This is a genomic window from Streptomyces sp. NPDC001970 (assembly GCF_053594115.1).
Map to the genome: position 1 here is coordinate 113,777 of NZ_JBSFDW010000013.1, position 20,016 is coordinate 133,792.

Below are 20,016 nucleotides of genomic sequence, written 5' to 3' on the forward strand. Positions count from 1 at the left end.
ATGGCCAAGCCGTCACCCGCTCGAGCCCCTTCACACCCGGGAGCACCTGCCCGCCGTATCGCCGCCGACCTCATCTGCCGCCCACGCAAAACGCTCGGCTGGGAAGCCCCAGCCGAGCGCCTGCATGAACTGCTCGCGGCCTGAGCAACACGACCACGTGTTGCAACGACCCCTGGAAAGCGCCGACCGGTCGGATCTTCGTACGTGCGGCGCTTACTGCGGGGGCGTCAGCCCCGTGCCTGGAACGTCACCTCACTCACGCCCCAGAGGAACTCGCCGCCCAGCGGGTTCTCCGGCCATTCGGCACGGAAGTTCCGGACGAGGAATTCCACCATCCCGCAGTCGTAGCGGCTCCACAGCGAGCCGTTGCGCTGATAGACCACGACAGGCCACTTGGCGGGATCGTCGTCCGACGCGTCCCAGCACAACATGTCCGCGGTGGCGTCGACTCCCCAGGTGATCAGCACCGGAGAAGTGCCCTCCAGCTCGGGTGTCTTCTCCTCCGTCTCCCAGTCGGCCTCGGCGTTCGCCGTCTCGATCACCATGCCGTCCCGCGGTGCCTGCTCCAGCGGCACCTTGGGCTCCGGCCTGCCGATCGACAGGTAGTTCTGCACCGCGCCGGCGCCGTAGACCTCCATGAAGCGCCGGAAGTCGAGCGGGAACGGCTTGCCCCACGACGCGGCGAGGGCGGCCCAGTCGACCGTCGTGCCCCCGTCCGACGGCGGCGGCATGAGCCGTCGCAGGGCGTCCAGGTCGGCCGGCTCACTCATCGGTACCTCGCTCCGTGTCCATTCGATCCTCGTCGGTCCGCGTCATGGGGTGCTCCCCGTGGGTGTCGGTGCACCGCCGCTGCTCTGTGTGCCGAGATTGTCTCCCGTGCTGAGTTCGTTCGGTATGAACACCTGGAAGTTGATCCCGACCGAGCCGTCCGGATTGACGCCGTACGCCGACATGTCGTACCCGGACGGCACCGTCCTGCTGCCCTCGTAGCGGGGTGACACGGTGTACATGACGTCCTGGCCGGCCATCACGGCCGTGTAGACCATGCTCTCGTACGCCCTCATGTGCTCTTCGCCCTGAGTGGAGCCGATCTGCTTGGCGTTGGCGCCGCGGGCGCACGGGGAGAGGTTCGCCAGGACACCCTTGCCCGCCAGCTTGTTGCCGATGAGGTGACAGGCGTTGACGTTCCTCTGCGCGTCCAGCCCCTTGCCCGTGGCGAAGTCCTGCGCCCACTGGTATCCCGGCGGGTTCGAACCCACGGCGGTGCCCTTGTTCTTCTTCAGGTACTCCTTCGTCAGGCAGGCCTCCCCGGCCGTGGCCCGGTTGCCGTTGGCCGCGTCCCGCTCGCCGTACTTGATCCAGCCGTCGCCGCAACCGGACCGGTTGTCGTCGTCGTCGTCGGGCTCGGGCTGGGGCCGCGGGAGGCGCCGCGGGTCGGGTGCCGGCTGTTCGTCGGCGTCGTCCCGCGCCCGGGAACGCTCGTCGATCCGTTCCCGGACCTCGTTGACGACGTACTCGACGGCGGCGGCGACGGCGATGATGGCGACCGTGACCACGACCGCGGCGACGAAGGCCACGGCGATCACAGGGATGGCGAGGGCGAACCAGTGACCGTCGATCTCGACGTTGCTGATCGGGTTGCCGCCGGTGAAGGCGTAGCGGTTGCCGGTGAAGGGGTCGCTGCCCAGGCCCATGTCGGCCAGGGCCCCGTTGTACATGTCCCGGCTGGTGAAGCGGTTCAGCCCCGGGTCGTAGTCGCGGAAGCCCATGTCGTACGTGCCGGATCCGGCGTCCCACCGCTTGGCGTTGTAGCGGTAGGAGTTGTACTCCTCCTTGGTCGGATCGGAGGCGTCCGGCTTGTCGATGCCGGTGAACTCCGACGAGTCGTCATTGCCGTAGGCCGTGTAACCGTAGGTGGCCTTGGTGTTGCCGCTGTCGTCGGTCAGGGTCTCGACGTCCGTGTGGCTGTTGTAGCCGTAGTACGCGTCCTCGGTCGTCCCGTTCTCGTTGTGCTTGACCTGCGACAGACGCTGGCCCCACGGGCTGTACTGGTAGGACTTGGTGAGCTTGCCGGCCACCTCCTCGGTCAGCACCTCCTGGGAGAGGCCGAGGTAGCGGTAGTCGGTGGTCTTGCCGTCGGCGGTCTTGGACGAGGTGCGGTCGAGCGGGTCGAAGGTGTACTTCGTCGACTTCATCGCGCCGCCCGCGTCCCGCTGCTGGGACTCGACGACGTGGTCGAAGCCGTCGTAGATGCTGCGCGAGACGATCTGCCCGTCCTGGGACGTCGACTCCTGACGGCCCAGCGGGTCGTAGTTGAAGGAGGTGACGGACCCGGCGGTGGTCGACGTCTGCAGTCGGTTGCGGTCGTAACGGAAGTCCGTGGCGGTGCCGCCGACGGTCTGCTGGACGACGTTGGCGTTGTCGTCGTGGACGTACGTCTCCGTGGCGGCGCCGTTGCCGGTCTTCACCGACTTGGCGATCCGGTCGACCGGGTCGTAGGTGTACTCGGTGGTGGACTCCAGGTACGCCGAGTGGTTGTCGGCGTTCATCTTCTTCGCCGCATCCTGCGTCTTGTTGCCGTTGGCGTCGTAGGCGTAGGTGTGCGAGGCGACCAGCGTGCCGTCGGCCTTCTTCTCCGCGGTGGTCTTCACCGCGCCGTCGAGGAAGTAGGTGTGGCCGACGGTGTTGCCGTTGTCCTTGGTCTCCTGCAGCGCCTCACCGCGGTCGGTGTAGGTGTAGGAGGTGACCTTGGGGTCGGTGTCCGTGGGCGACGTGCCGACCGAGACCGACTTGACCTTCTCCCTCAGGTCGTAGGTGTACTTCGAGTACTGGTCGGGGTGGGTGATCGTCTCGGGCTGGTCGTTGGGGTCGTAGGTGTAGGCCGTGCTCGTCTTCTGCTGGCCGGCCAGGGTCTCGGTGATCCCGGACACCCGGTTCAGGCCGGTGTAGGAGATCGTGTACTTGTCGACCTCGGCGCCGGACGACAGGTCGTCGATCAGCGAGAGGTTGTCGTTGAGGTCGTAGGCGTAGCGGAAGTGGTGCTTCTCCGCGTCGATGTCGCCGGTCAGGTCGCGCACCAGCTTGACCCCGTCGGCCACGACCTTGCCGTCGGCGGCCTGGAACAGCTCCAGCTTCGCCGCGTTGCCCTGGGTGAAGTCGTACGTGCCGACACTGACCCAGGTGCCCGCCGCAGTGGACTGGTCGACCGTCCGTTCGGTGCTTCCACCGGCGTGGGTGACCTTGTACCTGGCGGTCTTGCTGGCACCCGAGACCTGCGGGAACTTCACGTAGGCGGTGTACTTGCCGTTCTTGGGGATGTTCAGCGTCCAGGAGTACGCGTCCGTCCCGCTGCCGGCCGCGTGCACGCGGTGGTCGAAGCCTTGCTGACCGGTGAGGCTCGCCGTGGTCCAGGTGCCGGTGGAGCCGGTGTGCTGGATGTCGGAGTTGTCGACGAGGGGCACCGCGGTGCCGACCGGCACGCCGTCGTCGGTCTTCTCCTTCAGCTTGCCGTTCGGGTAGTAGCTCCAGCCCATGGTGCGGCTGACGGATTCACCGGCGGAGCTCAGCGTCCTGGAGGTCTGCAGTCCCAGGTCGTTGTACTCGTAGCTGGTCCGGATGTCCCACGGGTCGGTGGAGCTCCTGGTCCACCCGTTGTCGTAGTAGGTGAACTCGGTGTCGTTGCGGACCGTCTGGTCTTCCGAGGGCGGCAGCGAGGTCCGGGTGACGCGGCCGGCCGCGTCGTAGAACGTCTGCGTGTAGACGTTCGGGTCGTTGTAGCGGGCGTCCGACGGGTTGTACGGCAGGTACTGCTTGACCGGCCGGTTCAGCGCGTCGTACTCGGTGCGATTGGTGAAGTCGTCGGCGTTCGCGGTCTCCGTGCCGCGCGGGGTGATCACCCGGGTGGCGTTGCCGACCTGGTCGTACTCGTAGCGGGTGGTCCGGTACGTGGTGTCGCCGCCGGTGCCCGAGTGCGGAACCTTGATCTCGGTCTTGCGGCCCCGCTCGTCGTAGCTGGACAGGGTGGTGTTGCCGTCGGGGTCCGTGTCGGCGACGACCAGCGCGTCCTTGTCGTAGCTGCGGTGCGTCACATTGCCCAGCGGGTCGGTGACCGAGGTGACCCGGTGCTCCAGGTCGTAGGTCATCTTCGACGAGAAGTCGTCGGGGTCCGCCGTCCGGTTCTTCTTCGGGTCGACGACCTTGACGTTGTTGCCCACCGAGTCGTACGAGTACGAGATCTCCTCGCCGACGGCGTTGACCACCGAGGCGAGCTGGTAGATCTCGTCGTAGTTCTGGGTGGTGGTGTAGTCGTCCGGGATCTCGGGCGTGGCCACGCCCTTCGGCTCGGTCGTCGTCTTCAGGTGACCGGTCTTGTCGTAGGTGTAGGCGGTCCGGCGCAGGGGCGCGGTCGGCGAGTCCTGCGGCGAGGTGGCCTCGGTGATCTGGTCGGCCGCGTCGTAGACCGCCGTGGAGACCGCTCCGGTGGGCGCGATCGCCTTGGTGACGTTGTCGTTGGCGTCGTAGTCGGGTTCCGGAATGGTGATCAGGTCGTCCTCGGCCTGGTCCCTGGGCGCCGTCCTGACCATCGGCCGGCCATACGTGTCGTACGTCTGCGTGGTGCGGTGGCCCAACGGGTCGGTGATCTTGGTGACCTTGCCACGCTCGTCGTACTCGTAGGTCGAGCTGTTGTCGAGCGCGTCCGTGATCTTCGCCGGGTAACCGGTCGGGACGAACTCGCTGTTCACCGTGGAGTGGCCGTTGGCGTCGGTGGCCTTGGTGAGCTGACCGTAGGCGTCGTACTCGTACCGGGTCGTGTAGTCGCCCTCGGCGGGCGTCGCGACGCCCTTCGGGTCGGTGACCGTCTTCAGGTTGCCGAAGGTGTCATAGCCGAACTGCCAGGCGCGGCCCTCCGGCGACGTCTTGCGGTACAGGTCGGAGGAGTAGCCGTCCAGCCGCTTGACGTACTCGAACTTCTGGGCGTTGACCGGGTACGTGCCGGGCGCGCAGTCGCTCTGCGGCGGGACCCCGCCCGTGTTGTGCTCGGCGGTGCGCTTCCACAGCGGGTAGCCGGTGAGTCCGTCGTAGCAGTACGCGGTGACGGCTCCGTTGTTCTCCTCCATGTAGGTGACGTTGTTGTCCGCGTCCCACGCCAGCTCGGTCTGCTGCGACTTGGCGTTGACGGACCGCACCGGGCGCCCGTAGTCGTCGGTGACGTACGTGGTGTCGTGGCCCTCGGCGTCGGTGACCACCGTGGACGTGAAGCGGGTGTCGGCCGTGTCCGGGGCGTAGGCGAACTCGGTGGTGCCGCCGATGCGGTCGGTGATGGTCTGGGTCCACCAGTGGTACTTCGGGTCGTCGCCCTCGCTCGGGTAGTTGTAGTCGAGGCCGGTGGCGTGGCCGCGCGGGTCGGTGATCTGGACCAGTTTGACGTTCTTGTTGCCCTGCTCGGCGTCGTACGTGAAGCCGAAGACCTTCGGCTGGGACGAGCCCGCGCCGTCGGTCAGCTTGGTCAGCAGTCCCTTGTCGGAATACTCGAAGGCCAGCTTGCGGCCCGAGACGTCGGTCATCGACTTGAGGTGGTCGATGATCTTGGGGCTGCTGGTGTCCGACTTGGTGTAGTAGGTAGCGGTGAGCGTCTCCCGCCCGGCAGGGTCGGTGATGTACTTGAGGAACTTCGTCGGCTTGTTGTTGGACTTGCGTTCCTCGTAGGTGAACGTCTGGGTGTTGCCGTTCTTGTCGACGACGGACGTCTGGTAGCCGTCACAGCCGAACAGGAACCGGGTGCCGTCCGGGCGCGTCAGAGTCCAGGCGTCCGGCACCGGGTCCTTCGCGGGGGTGCAGTCCAGTCCCGGTTTGGCCGACAGCCGGAAGTGGACGCCGGCCGGCGCCTTCCACGTGCCGTCGTCCTGCGCTCGGAAGACGTGGGTGGTCCCGTCCCCGTCGGGCAGCCGGACCTCCCGCGGGTTCGGGTTCGGGTGGAAGTCCAGCGGGGCGCCGAGCCGGATCGGCCCCGCGGCCTGCACGGACCAGCCGTGACCGGCGACGGTGTCCGAGGTGTCCTGGGTGTTGTAGGCGAAGCGGACGAAGGTGTTCAGACCGCGGCCCGGGTTGCTGAGGGCGTTGTACTGCCAGACGCTGTTCCCGGCGGCGGTGTTGTTCATCAGCGACGAACCCGCGCCGGTGTTCTTGCCGTTGTACGAGTAGTACTTCTCCAGGCCGAGTTGGTCCGAGGTCGGGTCCTCGACGGTGACGTTCTGCCGGAGTCCGGGTACGCCGCCCGTGCCGGACAGCCAGGTGCCCGCGGCCGTGTCCCGGACGTCCCAGGTGAGGACGTACTCGGTGCGCTTGTTGCCGGAGTCGGAGTTGATGGGGGCGCGGATCTTGGCCTGCACGGTGACCGAGTCTCCAGGCAGCAGATCGGCGGGCAGGGCCGTCTGGAGCTGGTTGCCGCCGGTGGTGACGTCCGTGCCGTCCGGGAGCGCCCACCGGTAGCTCAGGGCGTGGGTGCCGGCCTTCCATGCGGAGGTGGTCGTGTTGGTGAGGGTGAACTCGACGGTGTGGTCGCTGTTCGGGGTGATCCGCGCCGGGGTCTGCGGCGCGTAGTACGTCGACTCGGTGGTGGAGTCGATGTAGGTGACCACGATCCTGGGGTGGAGCCTGGGCTCGGTGCCTTCGGAGGACAGGAACAGGGTCCGCTCCTGGGAGGCCGCCTCGTCGGCCATCTTGAGGACCACGCCCTGCTGCGAGGCCGGGGTGGTCACCCAGGACTGCGCGAGCGAGGTGACGTTCCAGTTGTGCCGGGCCGGGTCGTTGGTCTTCGCCCCGGTGTCGGCCGTCACAGCGCCGAAGTCACCGCCCGCGGTGGTCCAGTTGGTGCTCGCGTCGGCCTTGACCCAGGTCGCGGTGGCCTCGTCGAAGTCCCGTGTCAGCGGGCGCAGTTCGTAGATCGCGCCGGTGGTGTCCTGGGCGGTCTGCGTGCTCCACAGCCGTACGTCCGCGTCCAGGACCCGGGCCGTGGCGGGGATGCCGAGGGCCGGGAACTTCAGCAGTGCGCGGGTGTCGCCGTAGGTCGCGGAGTTGTTGCCGACGCTCAGCCAGTTCTTCGGGCCGCCGTCGTCGAACGTGTCGTGCGTGAGCGTGGTGCGGGCCGAGGACAGGGTCGTGTCCTGCGACGCGGCGAACACCTTCGTCGTGCGGCCCGCCTTCGGCAGCCGTACCAGCTGCGTCGGCGCGGCGACGACCTGCCCGTCCTTCGTCTTGACCGCGACCATGTAGTAGTACGCGCGGCCGAACGGGTCCGGGTCGTCGGCCTTCGTCGGCACGGCGCTCGTGTCCGTGAACGAGGTCACCGTGGACGCGACGGGCGCGACGAGGGTGGCGGCCGACGGGGTGAAGGTCTGGTTGATGGAGCGGTGGACCTGGTACTCGGCGATGTTGTCATCGGTCCCGATGGGGTCGGAGTCCTGATACGCCGACCAGTTCAGCTCCGCGCCCGTGTCGTGGATCGTGGTCGGGGCCGCGAGGTCCACGCCCTGCCGGCCGAAGGTCAGCACCAGGCGCGGGTAGTTGGCCGTCTCGCCGCCGTACCCGTACTCACTGCCCTCGTACCGCGGACCGCCCTTGGGACCGTTCGCGGACTCGTCGCCGGCCTTGATGACGAAACCGTGGTTGGTGTTCGTTCCGTCGATCCAGGACTGGACGGTCTTGGTCACCGGGAAGGTGTGCCAGGTGTTCAGCTCGCCCGGCTGCTTGGTGACCACGCCGCCCTTGGTGAAGCGGACCGCGTCCGCGATCACCGACGTGGCGGTCGATGCCGGACCGTCGCCCAGGACGATCTTGCCCAGGGTGCCCGCCTTGAACGGGTGCGAGCCGAGCGTCTTCCACACGCCGGCCGTGCCGGCCTGCTGGTTGACCGTGTACGCCTTCGTCCCGCCGTCGTACGTGACGGTGTACGGGGCGTTGGTAGCGCGGTCCGAGGCCGGGACGTAGTGCGTCTCGACCTGGTACGTGCCGTCCTCGGGAAGGTTCGGCTGCCAGGTGTACCTGTCACCCGCGACCGAGTCCTTGTTGTACAGGTAGTCCTGGTTCACCGCGTACTGCGTGAACGCGGTGTTCCCCGACGCGGGCCAGGCGCCGACGGCAGCCGTCCGTCCGGCGTCGCCGTCGTCCACCACGACCGCCGTGCCCGACAGCTCGCCCGTGAACGTGTTCGCGCTGTTCCAGGTGGCTTGGTCCTCGGTCCACGCCTGCGTGGCGCGGTGTGCCTCCAGCTGGACCTCGGTGTCACCGGTGGTGTGGGTCTGGTCGTAGTACAGCTTCAGATCGGCCGAGTCGATCTTGGTGCCGGACGGGACGCCGGTCAGCGGGAACCTCAGCAGCGCACGCGACGCGCCGGTGGAGGTGTTGCCGACCGACAGCCGCCAGTTGTCCTTGTAGTTCGTCGCCGGACCGTCCGAGGAGATCATCACGTCCTGGGCCGTGCTCGGCGTCGGCGCGATGGCGATCGTCGGATCGATGGTGACCGGGTACTGCCGCTCCGGCGCGGCAAGCCACTTCGCGTCCGGCGTGACTGTCAGCTTCCAGCCCTTGCCCGCCCGGGTGAGCTTCTGCTCGACCGCGGAGCTGTACCCGGTGCCGTACGGCGAGGAGGCGTCCTTCCTCGCGTCCGTCATGAACGCGGCCGGAATCACGAGGACCGGATCCGCGCCCTCGCCGTAGAACCGGACCGAACCGTCCTTGCCCGCCTTCGGCGTCAACCCGCCCGCGTCCAGCGTGAAGGTGAACTTCACCGGGCCGGACGGCCGGGCGTCCAGGACAATGTTCTCCTTCACCCGCCCCGGACCCACTTGGTACGTCAGGTCCGCGCCGGCCACGGCGTCCTTATACGTGACTGTGTCGCCCTTGGCCACCGGCGCGAGCTTCCCCGCACCCTGAAGACCGAGCGTCACCACGTGGCCGTCACCGGCCTCGAACCGGAGCAGACGGTTCGCGTCGGCACCGAACCAGCTACGCGCGGCGTTCGTCGTATTGGTGAACGCGAAGTCGCCGCCGGCCGTCGGGGTGACCGTCGGGTCGATGTCCTTCCACGACGTCCCCGCCCGATACCCGGTCGGCACCGCCGACACCTCGGCCTGCACCCGGCCGTCGGACAGCTTCCAGTACCGGGCATTCGCTGTACGCTCGCCCGTCAGCTCCGCGACGCGCTTCGGCTTCCCGGCCGCCTTGCCCTGCGGCAGCTTCTCCCGGCTCGGCAGCGCCAGAGTCCCACCGGTCTTCGGCGACTCGGGCCTGTCCGACTCGCCCTCGTCTCCCGAGAACCAGCCCGCGAAGGCATCGACGATACCCTCGCCACCGTCACTCGAAACCGGTGCCGCATAGGCGACTTGCGGAAGCGTGGTACCTGCGACCGCCGAAACCACGAGGCAGGCTATCGCCCGCCCGTATCTCACTTTCACGCCATTCCCTTCATCGGCACCCATCCCGCGCTGCGCGAAATAGGCGCACCGACGCGCCGGCGCGGGCACTCCGTCACCGGTCACGGTGGACCTGACCTCGACCGGAGCACCTCAAGGCATGCCAAACCAGGCCACCTTCCACATGCGGAGAAGTGGCCTCGCCAGAGGTGTGCCGATCACGGCGGAGGGATTCTCCAACACGGAGTTGATGCATCGTCAACTGCTCGCGCATTAGGGGCATTTCGCTGACCGGATCGATGTCGATTGGGTCGCCTTGCCCGACTCTTCCGCTGCCTGGCATTCGTTGAATCCGATGGTGTATAACCCAGGCGAATTTCCATCGAGAGAAAGCGCGGCCATGCCGACGACCGATGAACCGGCAGGACCGGACGAGTCCGAAACCCCGGACACCGCTAGGGTTTCCCGGACCCTGGACGACCGCCGTATCGACCGCGGCGGCATCGCCGTCGCCGCGGCTCTGCTGCTCGCGTGCGGCGCGTTCGTCACCTACGGAGTCCTCGACTCCGAGGACAAGCGGGCGACGACGCCCACCGCCGAGGTGACCTACGAGGTGCTCGGCAAGGGCGCGGCCGACATCTCCTACCGCGGGGCCGGCGGCGACAAGGCGGACGTCGTCACCAACGCCCGCCTGCCGTGGAGGAAGACCGTGAGCGTTCCGCTCGGCGCTTCGCCGATCGTCAACGTCACCCTCGGCGAAAAGGGCGGCATGGCCAGCTGCACCCTGGCCGTCCGTGGCGAGCACGTCCAACGCGCCACCGCCACCGGGGCCTTCGGCCGGACCACGTGCAGCAGTGAACTCCCCACCCCCCAAGCGTCCGCAGCCTCTGAAGGAGCTCAGTGACCCCGCACCTCTTCCGTCGTACGGCCAGGGTCGTGGCGACCATCGCCGTCACCCTCGCGACGCTCGGTCCCACCTCCTCGGTGACGCCGGCGGCGTAGATTCCGGCCGGAGTGCGGAGTATCGCGATGCACGGCTCCGATCCCGCCAAGCGCGCGCTGTCCGCTCGGAGCACAGAGCCGTTCAGCATGCTCGGCGTCACCTGGGCCGACCCGCGCGCCGAGCTCGGCGGCACGGCAGAGGTCCGTACCCGCGACAGCCTGACGGGCGTCTGGTCCGGCCGGCGTGAGCTCGAACTCGACGTCCGTACGCCCGAGGTCGGTCTCGACATCGACTCCGGCGAGGTGCGCGCCGGAACCCAGCCGCTCTGGACCGGGCCGTCCGACGGTGTGCAGGTCCGGGTGATCGGGCGGCACGGCAAGCAGTCGAAGCTGCCCGCCGGGCTGCGGGTGGAGCTGGTGGCCGCGGAGACCGGCTCGGCCTCCTCCACTTCGTACGCCACTGCCACCGCCGCCGCGATCGTGAGCACGGCTCCGCAGCCCGTCGTCACCCCGCGCTCGGGCTGGGGCGCCGACGAGTCCCTGGTCAAGGCCCCGGCGACGTACACCACGGACACGAAGGTGGTGTTCGCCCACCACACGGCGGGCACCAACGACTACACCTGCGAGCAGTCTCCGGACATCATCCGAGCGATCTTCCTGTACCCCGTACAGGGTCAGGGCTGGAACGACATCGGCTACCAGTTCCTCGTCGACAAGTGCGGCACCGTCTTCGAGGGCCGCGCGGGCGGCATCGACAAGCCGGTCCTCGGCGCGCAGACCTACGGCTTCAACACGGACACCACCGGAGTCGCCGTCCTCGGCAACGACAACGACGCGATCTCCTCGCAGCCCGTGCTCGACGCGGCCGCCTCGGTCGCCGCCTGGAAGCTCGGCCTGTACGGCTACGACGCCGCCGGACCGTCGAGCTCGCCGCGGCCGCCGACAACGGCAAGTACAAGAAGGGCCAAAAGGTCATCCTGAACCGGATCTCCGGCCACCGCGACGGCTACCCGACCGAGTGCCCCGGCAGAAACCTGTACGCCGACCTGGCAGCCATCCGCACGCTCGCTTCGGCGGCGCAGACGGGCTGATGGTTCCGATGCCAGGACCGCGCCGGTGGCACGCCCCTGCCGAAGGTGCTCGCGAAGCGGCTCCTCACGCACCGGGAACACTTCGAACCGATCGACGTGACCCTGCCGTGGCTGGATCCCGAGGAGCCCGACCTCGTACGCGAGGACCGGCGCAAGGTGACCGTCCCGCTGCTCGTGTACACCGGGCGTACACCGGGCGGCGCGGCGCGATCAACCGCACCACCTGGAACACCAAGGCGTGGAAGCCCGCGCTCGCCGGTGCGGGAGTCATCCCGCCGCTGCCCAGGCAGCAGCCGGGCGAGAAGCCGTCGCGTGTATGGGAGCCGAGCCGCGAGCACGGATTCCACGTCCTGCGCCATACGTACGCCTCGGTGATGCTCGAAGCCGGTGAGTCGATCGTGTCGCTCGCGAAGTGGCTGGGCCACTCCGACCCGGCGTTCACAGTCCGGACGTACACGCACTTCATGCCGCAGGCCGGCGCTCGTGGGCTGTCCGCCATCGAGGCGTGGTTCACGGATCTCGGCTGAAAGTCCCGGAGAAGTCCCAGAGGGCGAAGCCACCCGCCGGATATCAGTGAACAGGCAGGTCAGAGCGTGATCGCTCCCGGAGCGGGGCAATACCCGGCGTACAGCCCGACTCGTCTGCCATGGTGGCCCTGGCCAGGGTCAACGTCCTGGCCAGGGCCACCATGCACCCTGAAGGATTCGCGCCCGTACCGGGCTCCGGCGCGACTGTTCACGCGTTGCGGGCGCGGGCCCCGGGACGTCGAGCGCGTGCCCTCGGTTCGTGCGATCAGCACTCGGCGACGCCGGTCGGAGCTTCGTCCGGCCGCCGTTGTCGTCGTCGCCCCGGACGCCGCCTCGGCCGAGACGCGGAGCGGCTCCCGGCCCGCGGTCACCCCAGCGCCTTGTCGAGGTTGAACGCCGCACTGATCAGGGCGAGATGGGTGAACGCCTGCGGGAAATTGCCGATCTGCTCGCCCGTGCGGCCGATCTCCTCCGCGTACAGGCCGAGGTGGTTGCCGTACGTGAGCATCTTCTCGAAGGCCAGGCGCGCCTCGTCCTTGCGGCCGGCCCGGGTGAGGGCCTCGACGTACCAGAAGGAGCAGATCGAGAACGTGCCCTCCTCGCCCCGCAGGCCGTCCGGGCTGGCCTGGGGGTCGTAGCGGTAGACCAGGGAGTCGGCGACGAGGTCCTCGGCGAGTGCGTCCAGCGTGGTCAGCCACTTCGGGTCGGTCGGGGAGATGAACTTGGCCATCGGCATCATCAGGACGGACGCGTCGAGGACGTCGCTCTCCTCGTGCTGGACGAACGCCTTCCGGTCGGGCGACCAGCCGCGTTGCATGATGCGCCGGTAGATCCGGTCGCGGATCCGGGCCCAGCGCACGATGTCGGCGGGGAGCCCTCGGTGCCGGGCCATGCGGATGGCCCGTTCGATCGCCACCCAGCACATCAGGCGCGAGTAGAGGAAGTTCTTGCGGCCGCCGCGGGTCTCCCAGACGCCCTCGTCGGGCTGGTCCCAGTTCTCGCACACCCAGTCGACCAGGTCGCAGACGGTGTCCCACTGTTCGCTGGAGATGGGCTCCCCCCACTTGTCGTAGAGGTAGATCGAGTCGATGAGCGCGCCGTAGATGTCCAGCTGCAGCTGGTCGACGGCGCTGTTGCCGACGCGGACGGGGGCGGAGCACATATGGCCCTCGAGGTGGGGGAGCTCGCGCTCGGGCAGTTTGCGGCGGCCGTCGACGCCGTACATGATCTGCAGCGGTCCCGAGCCGGTGCAGGAGATGCAGACGTGCTCGGTCAGGAACCGCATGAAGGCCTGGGCCTCGTCGGTGAAGCCCAGCCGGAGCATCGCGTAGACGCAGAAGGCCGCGTCACGGATCCAGACGTACCGGTAGTCCCAGTTCCGCTCGCCGCCGATCTGCTCGGGCAGGCTCGTTGTCGGCGCGGCGACGATCGCGCCGGTCGGTGCGTAGGTGAGCAGCTTGAGCGTCAGCACGGAGCGGTGCACCATCTCGCGCCAGCGCCCGCGGTAGCGGGACTTGGACAGCCACCGCCGCCAGTACCGCACGGTGGCCTCGAACAGCTCCTCCGCCTCGGCGACGGGACAGGCCCGCGCCGCCACCTGGCCGCCCAGCCGGTCGAGCGCGAAGACGGCGGTCTCCCCCTCGTGCAGCTTGAAGAGCGCCCACACGTCCCGGCCGTCGTGCTCGACCGGAACGCTGGAGGTCAGCGCGAGGGTGAGCGAGGGCGACTCGAAGACGGGGTAGCCGTGCTCCGTACGGACGGTGTGCGGCTGTGAGCCGTAGTCGAAGCGGGGTGCCACGACCGCGCGGAACGGCAGGGTGCCCCGAACGCAGATCACGCGGCGGATCAGCCGGTGCCGGTCGGCCTCGCGCGAGTCGTCGACGATGGGCATGAAGTCCTGGACCTCGCCGACGCCGTCGTCGGCGAAGAAGCGGGTGATCAGCACGTTGGTGTCGGGGAAGTAGAACTGCTTCGTACGCACCGGCACGTCGGGTGCGAGCTGGAAGGAGCCGCCCAGCTCGGCGTCCAGGATCGACGCGAAGACGCTGGGTGAGTCGAAGCGGCCGCAGCAGTACCAGTCGATCGTGCCGTCCGTGCCCACCAGGGCGGCACTGCGCAGATCCCCGATCAGCCCGTGCTCGGAGACGGACAGATACCTGGGACTGCCCGGGCCTCCCGGGCCGCGAGCCGCGCTCGGGACCTCATGGGTGGCTTCTCCGGTGGTCTCTTCGGTGGCTTCTCCGGTGGTCTCTTCGGGCACAGCCTCAGCAGTCACGGATCGGTCCTCCTCTGCCCGGTGGCACATGCGACCGTACGTTCGCAATTCATGGTAGTTCGATCGCGTGTCAGGCGGTTTGGTCTGATATGTTCGCCCAGGTCAGAAGGACGGAGCGGCGGCACCCGTGCCATGGGTGCCGCCGCCCCGGGAGGCGAGCCGGCCGTGACGTCGGGCGGTGCCGGAAGGCGCCGGGAGACGTCGGGAGGCGTCAGAAGACGAACGGGCCGGGGTTCTGCGGAGACGTCGCGTTGCAGGTCGCCGTGATGCCGAGGACCACGACCGTGAGCGTCGTCGCCTCAAGGCTGTCGCCCGCGGCGACGGTCCCGTTCAGCGGCCCGGTCGACACGGCGCTGCCCGCCGGGATCGCCGGGTTGGCGTTGCCGGTGAACGTGGTCGTGCCGGAGCCGTTCTTCGTGAGGGTGAGGGTGGACCTGACGGAGTTCGCCGAGATCGGGATGGGGGCGGTGATGGCGGAGGTGGAGACGGTGATCGTGGCCGCCGTGCCGTCCTGGGTGGCTGTGAGGCTCGCCTCGCCGGAGCCGTAGGAACCGCAGTCGAAGGACAACGTTGCTGTCGTCGGCTCGACCGCCTGGGCCGCGGGAGCCAGCGCGAGGGTACCGGCGCCCAGCGTGGACAAGAGGACGGTGGCTGTGCGGAGTGTGCCGTGCTTCATGGGGGGTTCCGCCTTCGTGTGTGGGGGTTCACGGAGTGGCGTCGCCGACTGCCGCCACTGAGGCTGGAGGGCAGTCAGTGACGGTTGCCATTGGTGCAGCAACCTCTGGAGAAAGCAAGGCCGTTCCGCCCGTTCGTGTCATGTAACGGTCAGATTCAGCCGTCCGGCTGGACGCCCTCGCCCGCGCTCTCGCCCGCGCTCTCGCTCTCGCTCTCGCTCGCGCCCCCGGCCGGGTCGCGGTGACCCCGGGCCCGGTCACCGCGACCGCGCGGCCACTCCGCGCAGATGCTCCTCGAACACCCGCCTCGCCTCGGGGTTCAGCGTGCGCAGCGCCACCATCGCCGTGACGATGACATCGCACAGCTCGGACTCCACGTCCTGCCAGGTGTGCGTGGTGCCCTTGCGCGGGTTCTGCCCGGTCGCGCCGATGACCGCCTGCGCGACCTCGCCGACCTCCTCCGACAGCTTCAGCACGCGCAGCAGGGTCTCCTGCTCGGGCGGGCGGTCGTTCGCCGCTTCGAGCCAGGTGTGGAGGTGTTCGACGGTGTGCCAGATCTTGTTCATCAGGGGAGCGTGCCATGCGGATAGGGTGCGCGGATGATATTCGGACGGAAGGCGTTCCTGGGCGCCGTAGGTGACTTCGAGAGCGCCGTACGCGCGCAGGACGCGGACGGGGCGGAGCGCGCGTTCGCGCAGCTTCACCAGACCTACGGGAAGGCCGGCGACGCCGAGTTCCGCGAGGCCGGGCCGCGGCTGTCGGCGCTGCTCGCGGACGTACCGCACGGGCCGCGGGCCGTGGCCGCCGTGATCACCGGGGCGTGTGTGGAGCGGGGCGCCGACGCCGTGGCGTGCGCTCCCGGGGTGCTCGCGGGCGCGCGGGAGGCGTTCGCGGCGGCCGAGGCGTTCTGCGAGCGCTGGGCGGAGACCGGGAGCGGGGACCTGCCCGACCCGGAGGACGACGAGCTGACCGACGCGGTCGTCGAGCGGACCGGGTTCGAGCCGGCCATCGGCTGGTGGACGCTGCCCCAGTGGGAGATGGCGGGTCTGGCCATGCTCAACGCGAAGGCCGTACGCCTGACCTTCGAGGACAGGGCCGAACTGCTCGCGCTCGTCGACCGGGTCTCCGAAGCCTCCGGCCACGAGTTCAAGTGCCTGGCTTACGCACTGCGCGTCCTGGACGACGAGCCGCTCGTCGTGCTGCACCGCGAGACCGGTACCGCCTACGCGATGCGCATGACCGGAATCGGTGACAACTTCCAGCTGCACACGCTCCTCGCGGGCGCCCTCGTCGGCGGCCGTCATGTGCCCGGCGACGCCCCGTCGGCGCAGGAGGTCGCCGTGTGCCGGGACGCCGAGGGCCAGGTCCCGACGACGGGCGCGTTCAACCTGGTCGGTGCGGACGGCGGCTGGATCTGGAACGAGGGCACGCCCTCCGACATCGCCGTCGTCGACGGAGTCCGGCTGCTGGTCCTCGACCCCCCGCCGTACCAGCGCGGCTGGCCCGCCGGCCGGTTCTTCCCCGGGATGCACGGGGACCTCGTGCTGGAGCGGGTCCTCGGCGCGGAGGAGGCCGCGGACTGGTTCGCCAAGGTGGCGCCCGCCAAGGGGTGACCTGTCGTGGGCGACGCGCCACGGCTGGGCCAAGGTCCGCGGGGCACGGCGCAGCGGGGTGTACGGGTGAGGTCGCGTGAGTGAGTGCGTACGGCACGTACGCGACCTCACCCGCACCCACCCACACCCCCGCACCAGAGGAGAGCGACCATGACCATCCCTGTGGACCGGCTCGGCGACCCGGCTGTACGGGCCTTCGTCAAGGCCGTCAACGCCAATGACCGCGACGCCTTCATGGCCGCGCTCACCCCGGACGCGACCATGTCGGACGACGGGACGGACCGCGATCTCGCGGACTGGATCGACAAGGAGATCTTCGACTCGCGCGGGCACATGGAGATCGAGTCGGAGTCGGAGGGCGGGCGCGCGCTCGTCGCCCGCTACCGCAACGAGACCTGGGGCGAGATGCGGACGGCCTGGCGGTTCACCGTGGAGAACGGGAAGATCGCCCGCTTCGAGACCGGCCAGGCGTAACCGGGGCGGCGTATCCGGCGCGGCCATCCGGCCAGGCGTCACCGTGCGCAGGGCGCGCTCGGCTGGCTGTGGGCCCGCAGCGCGCGGACGGTGCCGATTCCCGGCTTCCGTACGGTCGCACAGGCGGAGGAGAACGCGGCGGCGCTCGGGCACGGGCCGCTGACGGCCGCGCAGTCGGCCGAGATCAGGGCGGCGCTGACCGCTTGAGGGCGCAGGTCCGTCAACTTTATTGACGGACCGTCAGATCCGTGGATTGCTGTGTGGCATGGCCAAAGACGACCAGCTCGACGGCATCGATCTGCTGGAGGACACCTGGGCACGGGCCGTGCCGCACGACCAGTTCGCGCGGCTGCGGCGGGAAGCGCCCGTCCACTGGCACGACGTGCCCGGTGACCACGACGGCTTCTTCGCGATCACCCGCCATGAGGACGTCGTCGCGGTCAGCCGCGACCCCGAGGTGTGGTCGGTGGAGCTCGGCTCCTTCTTCATCCGCGACCAGACCCCGGAGGCGCTGGAGAGCCTGGCGCTCACCCTCGTCGGCATGGACCCGCCCAAGCACACCCGCTACCGCCGGCTCGTGAGCGCGGGCTTCTCGCCGCGCGTCATCCGGAAACTCACCGAGGACATCGGGCGGCGGGCCGCGCTGCTGGCGGACACGGTGGCCGCCAAGGGCGGCGAGGTCGAGTTCGTGGAGGAGGTCGCGGCGCGGCTGCCGTTGCAGATCATCTGCGAGATGGTCGGGGTTCCGGCCGCCGACGAGGACCGGATCTTCGAGTGGAGCAACCGGATGGTGGGCCTCCAGGACCCGGACTTCCGTACGAGCGAGGAGGACGGGCAGATCGCGGCGGCGGAGATCTACGCCTACTGCGACGTGCTGGCCGCCGAGCGGCTGCGTGAGCCGCGCGAGGACATCCTCAGCGCGCTCGTCCACGCGGAGGTCGACGGGGAACGGCTGACGGCCCACGAGATCGACATGTTCTTCGTGACGCTGTGCGTGGCGGGCAACGAGACCACCCGCAATCTCCTCGCCGGGACGCTGCTGAGCCTGATCGAGCACCCGGAGGCGTACGCGCAGCTGGTGAAGGGCATCGACGACGACGCGCTGTGGGCGACGGCGACGGAGGAGTTCCTGCGCTGGAACGGCTCGATACACAACTTCCGGCGTACGGCGACGAGGGACACGGAGATCGGCGGGGTGCCCGTGGCGGCGGGCCGGAAGGCGGTGCTCTTCTACACGTCGGCCAACCGGGACGAGGCCGTCTTCCGCGACCCGGACGTCTTCGACATCCGCCGCGCCCCGAACGAGCATCTGACGTTCGGGGGCGGCGGGCCGCACTACTGCCTCGGGGCGGGCCTCGCCCGTGCGCAGATCACAGCGCTGACACGGGAGCTGCTGAGGCGGCATGCGCGGGTGGAGCTGACGGAGGAGCCGCGGCGGATGCGGTCCGACTTCATCAACGGGATCAAGTACCTTCCGGTGCGCTTCAGCTGACCTCAGCCGGCCTCAGCCGGAGCGAGTGATGCGCGCTCCAGCGCCGCCGACGCGGATGCGCGGATCGCCCGCGCGCAGCGTGACCGTGAGCTCGCCGGGGCGCCCCAGGTCCTCTCCCTGGTGCAGGGTGAGGACGGCGTCATCGGGCACCAGACCGAGCTCACGGACGTACGCACCGAACGCGGCTGCCGCAGCACCGGTCGCAGGGTCCTCGACGACGCCGCCGACGGGGAACGGGTCACGCACGTGGAAGACGGTGGCGGACTTCCGCCACACCAGCTGCACGGTCGTCAGGTCCAGGCGGTGCATCAGGGTCTCGAGCCGGGCGAAGTCGTACGCCAGATCCGCGAGGCGCGCCCGGGTCGCCGCGGCGACGACGAGGTGGCGGGCGCCGGCGAAGGCGATACGGGGCGGGAGCGCGGGATCCAGGTCCGCGGCCGGCCAGTCGAGCGCGGCAAGGGCCTCGGCGAGGTCGTCGCCCGCGATGTCCTGAACGGCCGGCTCCACGCTGGTGAGCGTGGCCCGGAGCGTGCCGCCTTCCTCGCCGACCTCCACCGGCACGGTGCCGGCGCGCGTCGAGAACTCCAGCTTCCCGGGGCCGATCCGCTCCGCGAGGGCGATGGCGGAGGCGATGGTGGCGTGCCCGCAGAACGGCACCTCGGCCTTGGGGCTGAAGTAGCGGATGCCGTAGGCCCGCTCGCCCTTCGGGGTGAGGAACGCGGACTCGGAGTACCCGAGTTCGGCGGCGATCGCCAGCATGTCGGCGTCGTCGAGGGCGGAGGCGTCCAGGACGACGCCGGCCGGGTTGCCGCCGTCGGGGTCGCTGGAGAACGCGGTGTACTGCAGCACGTCGGGCCGCGGCTCATTCGTCGTCATGCCGGACCCAACGCGCGCGGCTCGCGCGGTGTTCCGGCGTGTCTCCTGCGGCGGGCCACGCGCGGAGCCGCACATCGGACACTGCCCGCACCCCGCCCTTTCCCGAACGCGCGGCAAGCCCTCAGCCCTTGCGGGGGCTCTGCCCCCTGGGCCCTTTTTCGCCCCCAGGGGCCGCATTCCAGGCCGTCCGGCGTTTGAGGGCGGACGTTCGGGCCCACTGTGGGGTGCGGGGTGGGCAGACAAGTCCAGCCGGTTCGGTGTCTGGGGCGGGCGCTCGTGTTCGCCGGGTGGTGCGGGGTGCTTCTCCGGCTGGTCCGGTTGTTGGGGGCGGGCAGCTTCGCCTCACTGGGCGGTGCGGGTATGTCTTCAGCGGGTCCGGTGTTTGGGGGCGTGTGCTCCGTCTCATTGTGGGGTGCGGGGCGCAACTCCAGCCGGTTCGGTGTCTGGGGCGGGCGCTCGTGTTCGCCAGGTGGTGCGGGGTGCTTCTCCGGCTGGTCCGGTTGTTGGGGGCGGGCAGCTTCGCCTCACTGGGCGGTGCGGGTGCGTCTTCAGCGGGTCCGGTGTTTGGGGGCGTGTGCTCCGTCTCATTGTGGGGTGCGGGGCGCAACTCCAGCCGGTTCGGTGTCTGGGGCGGGCGCTCGT

The 20,016-nt window shown here is 69.4% G+C and carries 12 protein-coding genes and 1 pseudogene; 7 read left to right on the plus strand and 6 right to left on the minus strand.

What is annotated here, in order from left to right:
• Positions 1 to 227 precede the first annotated feature (227 nt).
• Together ACWCP0_RS18200 and ACWCP0_RS18205 are read right to left on the minus strand one after the other, a co-directional pair.
• Positions 228 to 770, minus strand: a complete 543-nt coding sequence (locus ACWCP0_RS18200; RefSeq protein ID WP_451079793.1) for a hypothetical protein — start codon at positions 768 to 770, stop codon at positions 228 to 230.
• 42 nt (positions 771 to 812) lie between these two features.
• The gene (locus ACWCP0_RS18205; protein ID WP_451079794.1) at positions 813 to 9,416 is read right to left on the minus strand and encodes a golvesin C-terminal-like domain-containing protein; all 8,604 of its coding nucleotides are present in this window, start codon (positions 9,414 to 9,416) and stop codon (positions 813 to 815) included.
• Positions 9,417 to 9,810: 394 nt separating this feature from the next.
• Here ACWCP0_RS18205 and ACWCP0_RS18210 point away from each other — a divergent pair, with 394 nt between their 5' ends.
• The 3 genes from ACWCP0_RS18210 to ACWCP0_RS18220 all read left to right on the plus strand — a co-directional run bounded on the left by ACWCP0_RS18210 (position 9,811) and on the right by ACWCP0_RS18220 (position 11,970).
• Entirely contained in the window at positions 9,811 to 10,314 is a 504-nt protein-coding gene (locus ACWCP0_RS18210; protein WP_451079795.1) for an MmpS family transport accessory protein, read from the plus strand.
• A gap of 125 nt (positions 10,315 to 10,439) precedes the next feature.
• Positions 10,440 to 11,333 (plus strand): N-acetylmuramoyl-L-alanine amidase, encoded by an 894-nt coding sequence (locus ACWCP0_RS18215; protein ID WP_451079796.1) that lies wholly within the window; start codon positions 10,440 to 10,442, stop codon positions 11,331 to 11,333.
• Positions 11,334 to 11,550: 217 nt separating this feature from the next.
• Entirely contained in the window at positions 11,551 to 11,970 is a 420-nt protein-coding gene (locus ACWCP0_RS18220; RefSeq protein WP_451079797.1) for a tyrosine-type recombinase/integrase, read from the plus strand.
• Positions 11,971 to 12,337: 367 nt separating this feature from the next.
• On the opposite strand, the gene ACWCP0_RS18225 is transcribed toward ACWCP0_RS18220, so the two are convergent.
• The 3 genes from ACWCP0_RS18225 to ACWCP0_RS18235 form a co-directional block, all read right to left on the minus strand.
• Positions 12,338 to 14,275 carry a glycoside hydrolase family 15 protein gene (locus ACWCP0_RS18225; RefSeq protein WP_451079798.1) on the minus strand — a complete coding sequence of 646 codons (1,938 nt, stop codon included), beginning with the start codon at positions 14,273 to 14,275 and terminating at the stop codon, positions 12,338 to 12,340.
• Between the two features lie 181 nt (positions 14,276 to 14,456).
• Positions 14,457 to 14,921 carry a hypothetical protein gene (locus ACWCP0_RS18230; protein WP_451079799.1) on the minus strand — a complete coding sequence of 155 codons (465 nt, stop codon included), beginning with the start codon at positions 14,919 to 14,921 and terminating at the stop codon, positions 14,457 to 14,459.
• 255 nt (positions 14,922 to 15,176) lie between these two features.
• Positions 15,177 to 15,485, minus strand: coding sequence for a MazG-like family protein (locus tag ACWCP0_RS18235; RefSeq protein ID WP_451079800.1), 309 nt, complete (start codon positions 15,483 to 15,485; stop codon positions 15,177 to 15,179).
• Positions 15,486 to 15,518: 33 nt separating this feature from the next.
• On the opposite strand from ACWCP0_RS18235, the gene ACWCP0_RS18240 reads away from it, so the two are divergent.
• From ACWCP0_RS18240 to ACWCP0_RS18255, 4 genes and pseudogenes are all read left to right on the plus strand, one after another.
• Positions 15,519 to 16,532: a hypothetical protein gene (locus tag ACWCP0_RS18240; RefSeq protein ID WP_451079801.1), complete on the plus strand. Its 1,014-nt coding sequence runs from the start codon at positions 15,519 to 15,521 to the stop codon at positions 16,530 to 16,532.
• 150 nt (positions 16,533 to 16,682) lie between these two features.
• The gene (locus ACWCP0_RS18245) at positions 16,683 to 17,006 is read left to right on the plus strand and encodes a nuclear transport factor 2 family protein (protein ID WP_351230442.1); all 324 of its coding nucleotides are present in this window, start codon (positions 16,683 to 16,685) and stop codon (positions 17,004 to 17,006) included.
• A gap of 36 nt (positions 17,007 to 17,042) precedes the next feature.
• Positions 17,043 to 17,213 (plus strand): annotated as a pseudogene (locus tag ACWCP0_RS18250) (aldo/keto reductase); the annotation flags it as partial.
• A gap of 58 nt (positions 17,214 to 17,271) precedes the next feature.
• Positions 17,272 to 18,498, plus strand: a complete 1,227-nt coding sequence (locus tag ACWCP0_RS18255) for a cytochrome P450 (RefSeq protein WP_451079802.1) — start codon at positions 17,272 to 17,274, stop codon at positions 18,496 to 18,498.
• A 12-nt stretch (positions 18,499 to 18,510) separates the two neighbouring features.
• Here the strand turns inward: ACWCP0_RS18255 and ACWCP0_RS18260 are convergent, their stop codons facing one another.
• Positions 18,511 to 19,374 (minus strand): PhzF family phenazine biosynthesis protein, encoded by an 864-nt coding sequence (locus ACWCP0_RS18260; RefSeq protein ID WP_451079803.1) that lies wholly within the window; start codon positions 19,372 to 19,374, stop codon positions 18,511 to 18,513.
• Positions 19,375 to 20,016 lie beyond the last annotated feature (642 nt).

Excerpts from the sequence above, each read along its gene's own strand:
- ACWCP0_RS18200 (WP_451079793.1), bottom strand. The coding sequence starts at position 770 with ATGAGTGAGCCGGCCGACCTGGACGCCCTGCGACGGCTCATGCCGCCG.
- ACWCP0_RS18210 (WP_451079795.1), top strand. The coding sequence starts at position 9,811 with ATGCCGACGACCGATGAACCGGCAGGACCGGACGAGTCCGAAACCCCG.
- ACWCP0_RS18215 (WP_451079796.1), top strand. The coding sequence starts at position 10,440 with ATGCACGGCTCCGATCCCGCCAAGCGCGCGCTGTCCGCTCGGAGCACA.
- ACWCP0_RS18225 (WP_451079798.1), bottom strand. The coding sequence starts at position 14,275 with ATGTGCCACCGGGCAGAGGAGGACCGATCCGTGACTGCTGAGGCTGTG.
- ACWCP0_RS18230 (WP_451079799.1), bottom strand. The coding sequence starts at position 14,921 with ATGAAGCACGGCACACTCCGCACAGCCACCGTCCTCTTGTCCACGCTG.
- ACWCP0_RS18235 (WP_451079800.1), bottom strand. The coding sequence starts at position 15,485 with ATGAACAAGATCTGGCACACCGTCGAACACCTCCACACCTGGCTCGAA.
- ACWCP0_RS18240 (WP_451079801.1), top strand. The coding sequence starts at position 15,519 with ATGATATTCGGACGGAAGGCGTTCCTGGGCGCCGTAGGTGACTTCGAG.
- ACWCP0_RS18245 (WP_351230442.1), top strand. The coding sequence starts at position 16,683 with ATGACCATCCCTGTGGACCGGCTCGGCGACCCGGCTGTACGGGCCTTC.
- ACWCP0_RS18255 (WP_451079802.1), top strand. The coding sequence starts at position 17,272 with ATGGCCAAAGACGACCAGCTCGACGGCATCGATCTGCTGGAGGACACC.
- ACWCP0_RS18260 (WP_451079803.1), bottom strand. The coding sequence starts at position 19,374 with ATGACGACGAATGAGCCGCGGCCCGACGTGCTGCAGTACACCGCGTTC.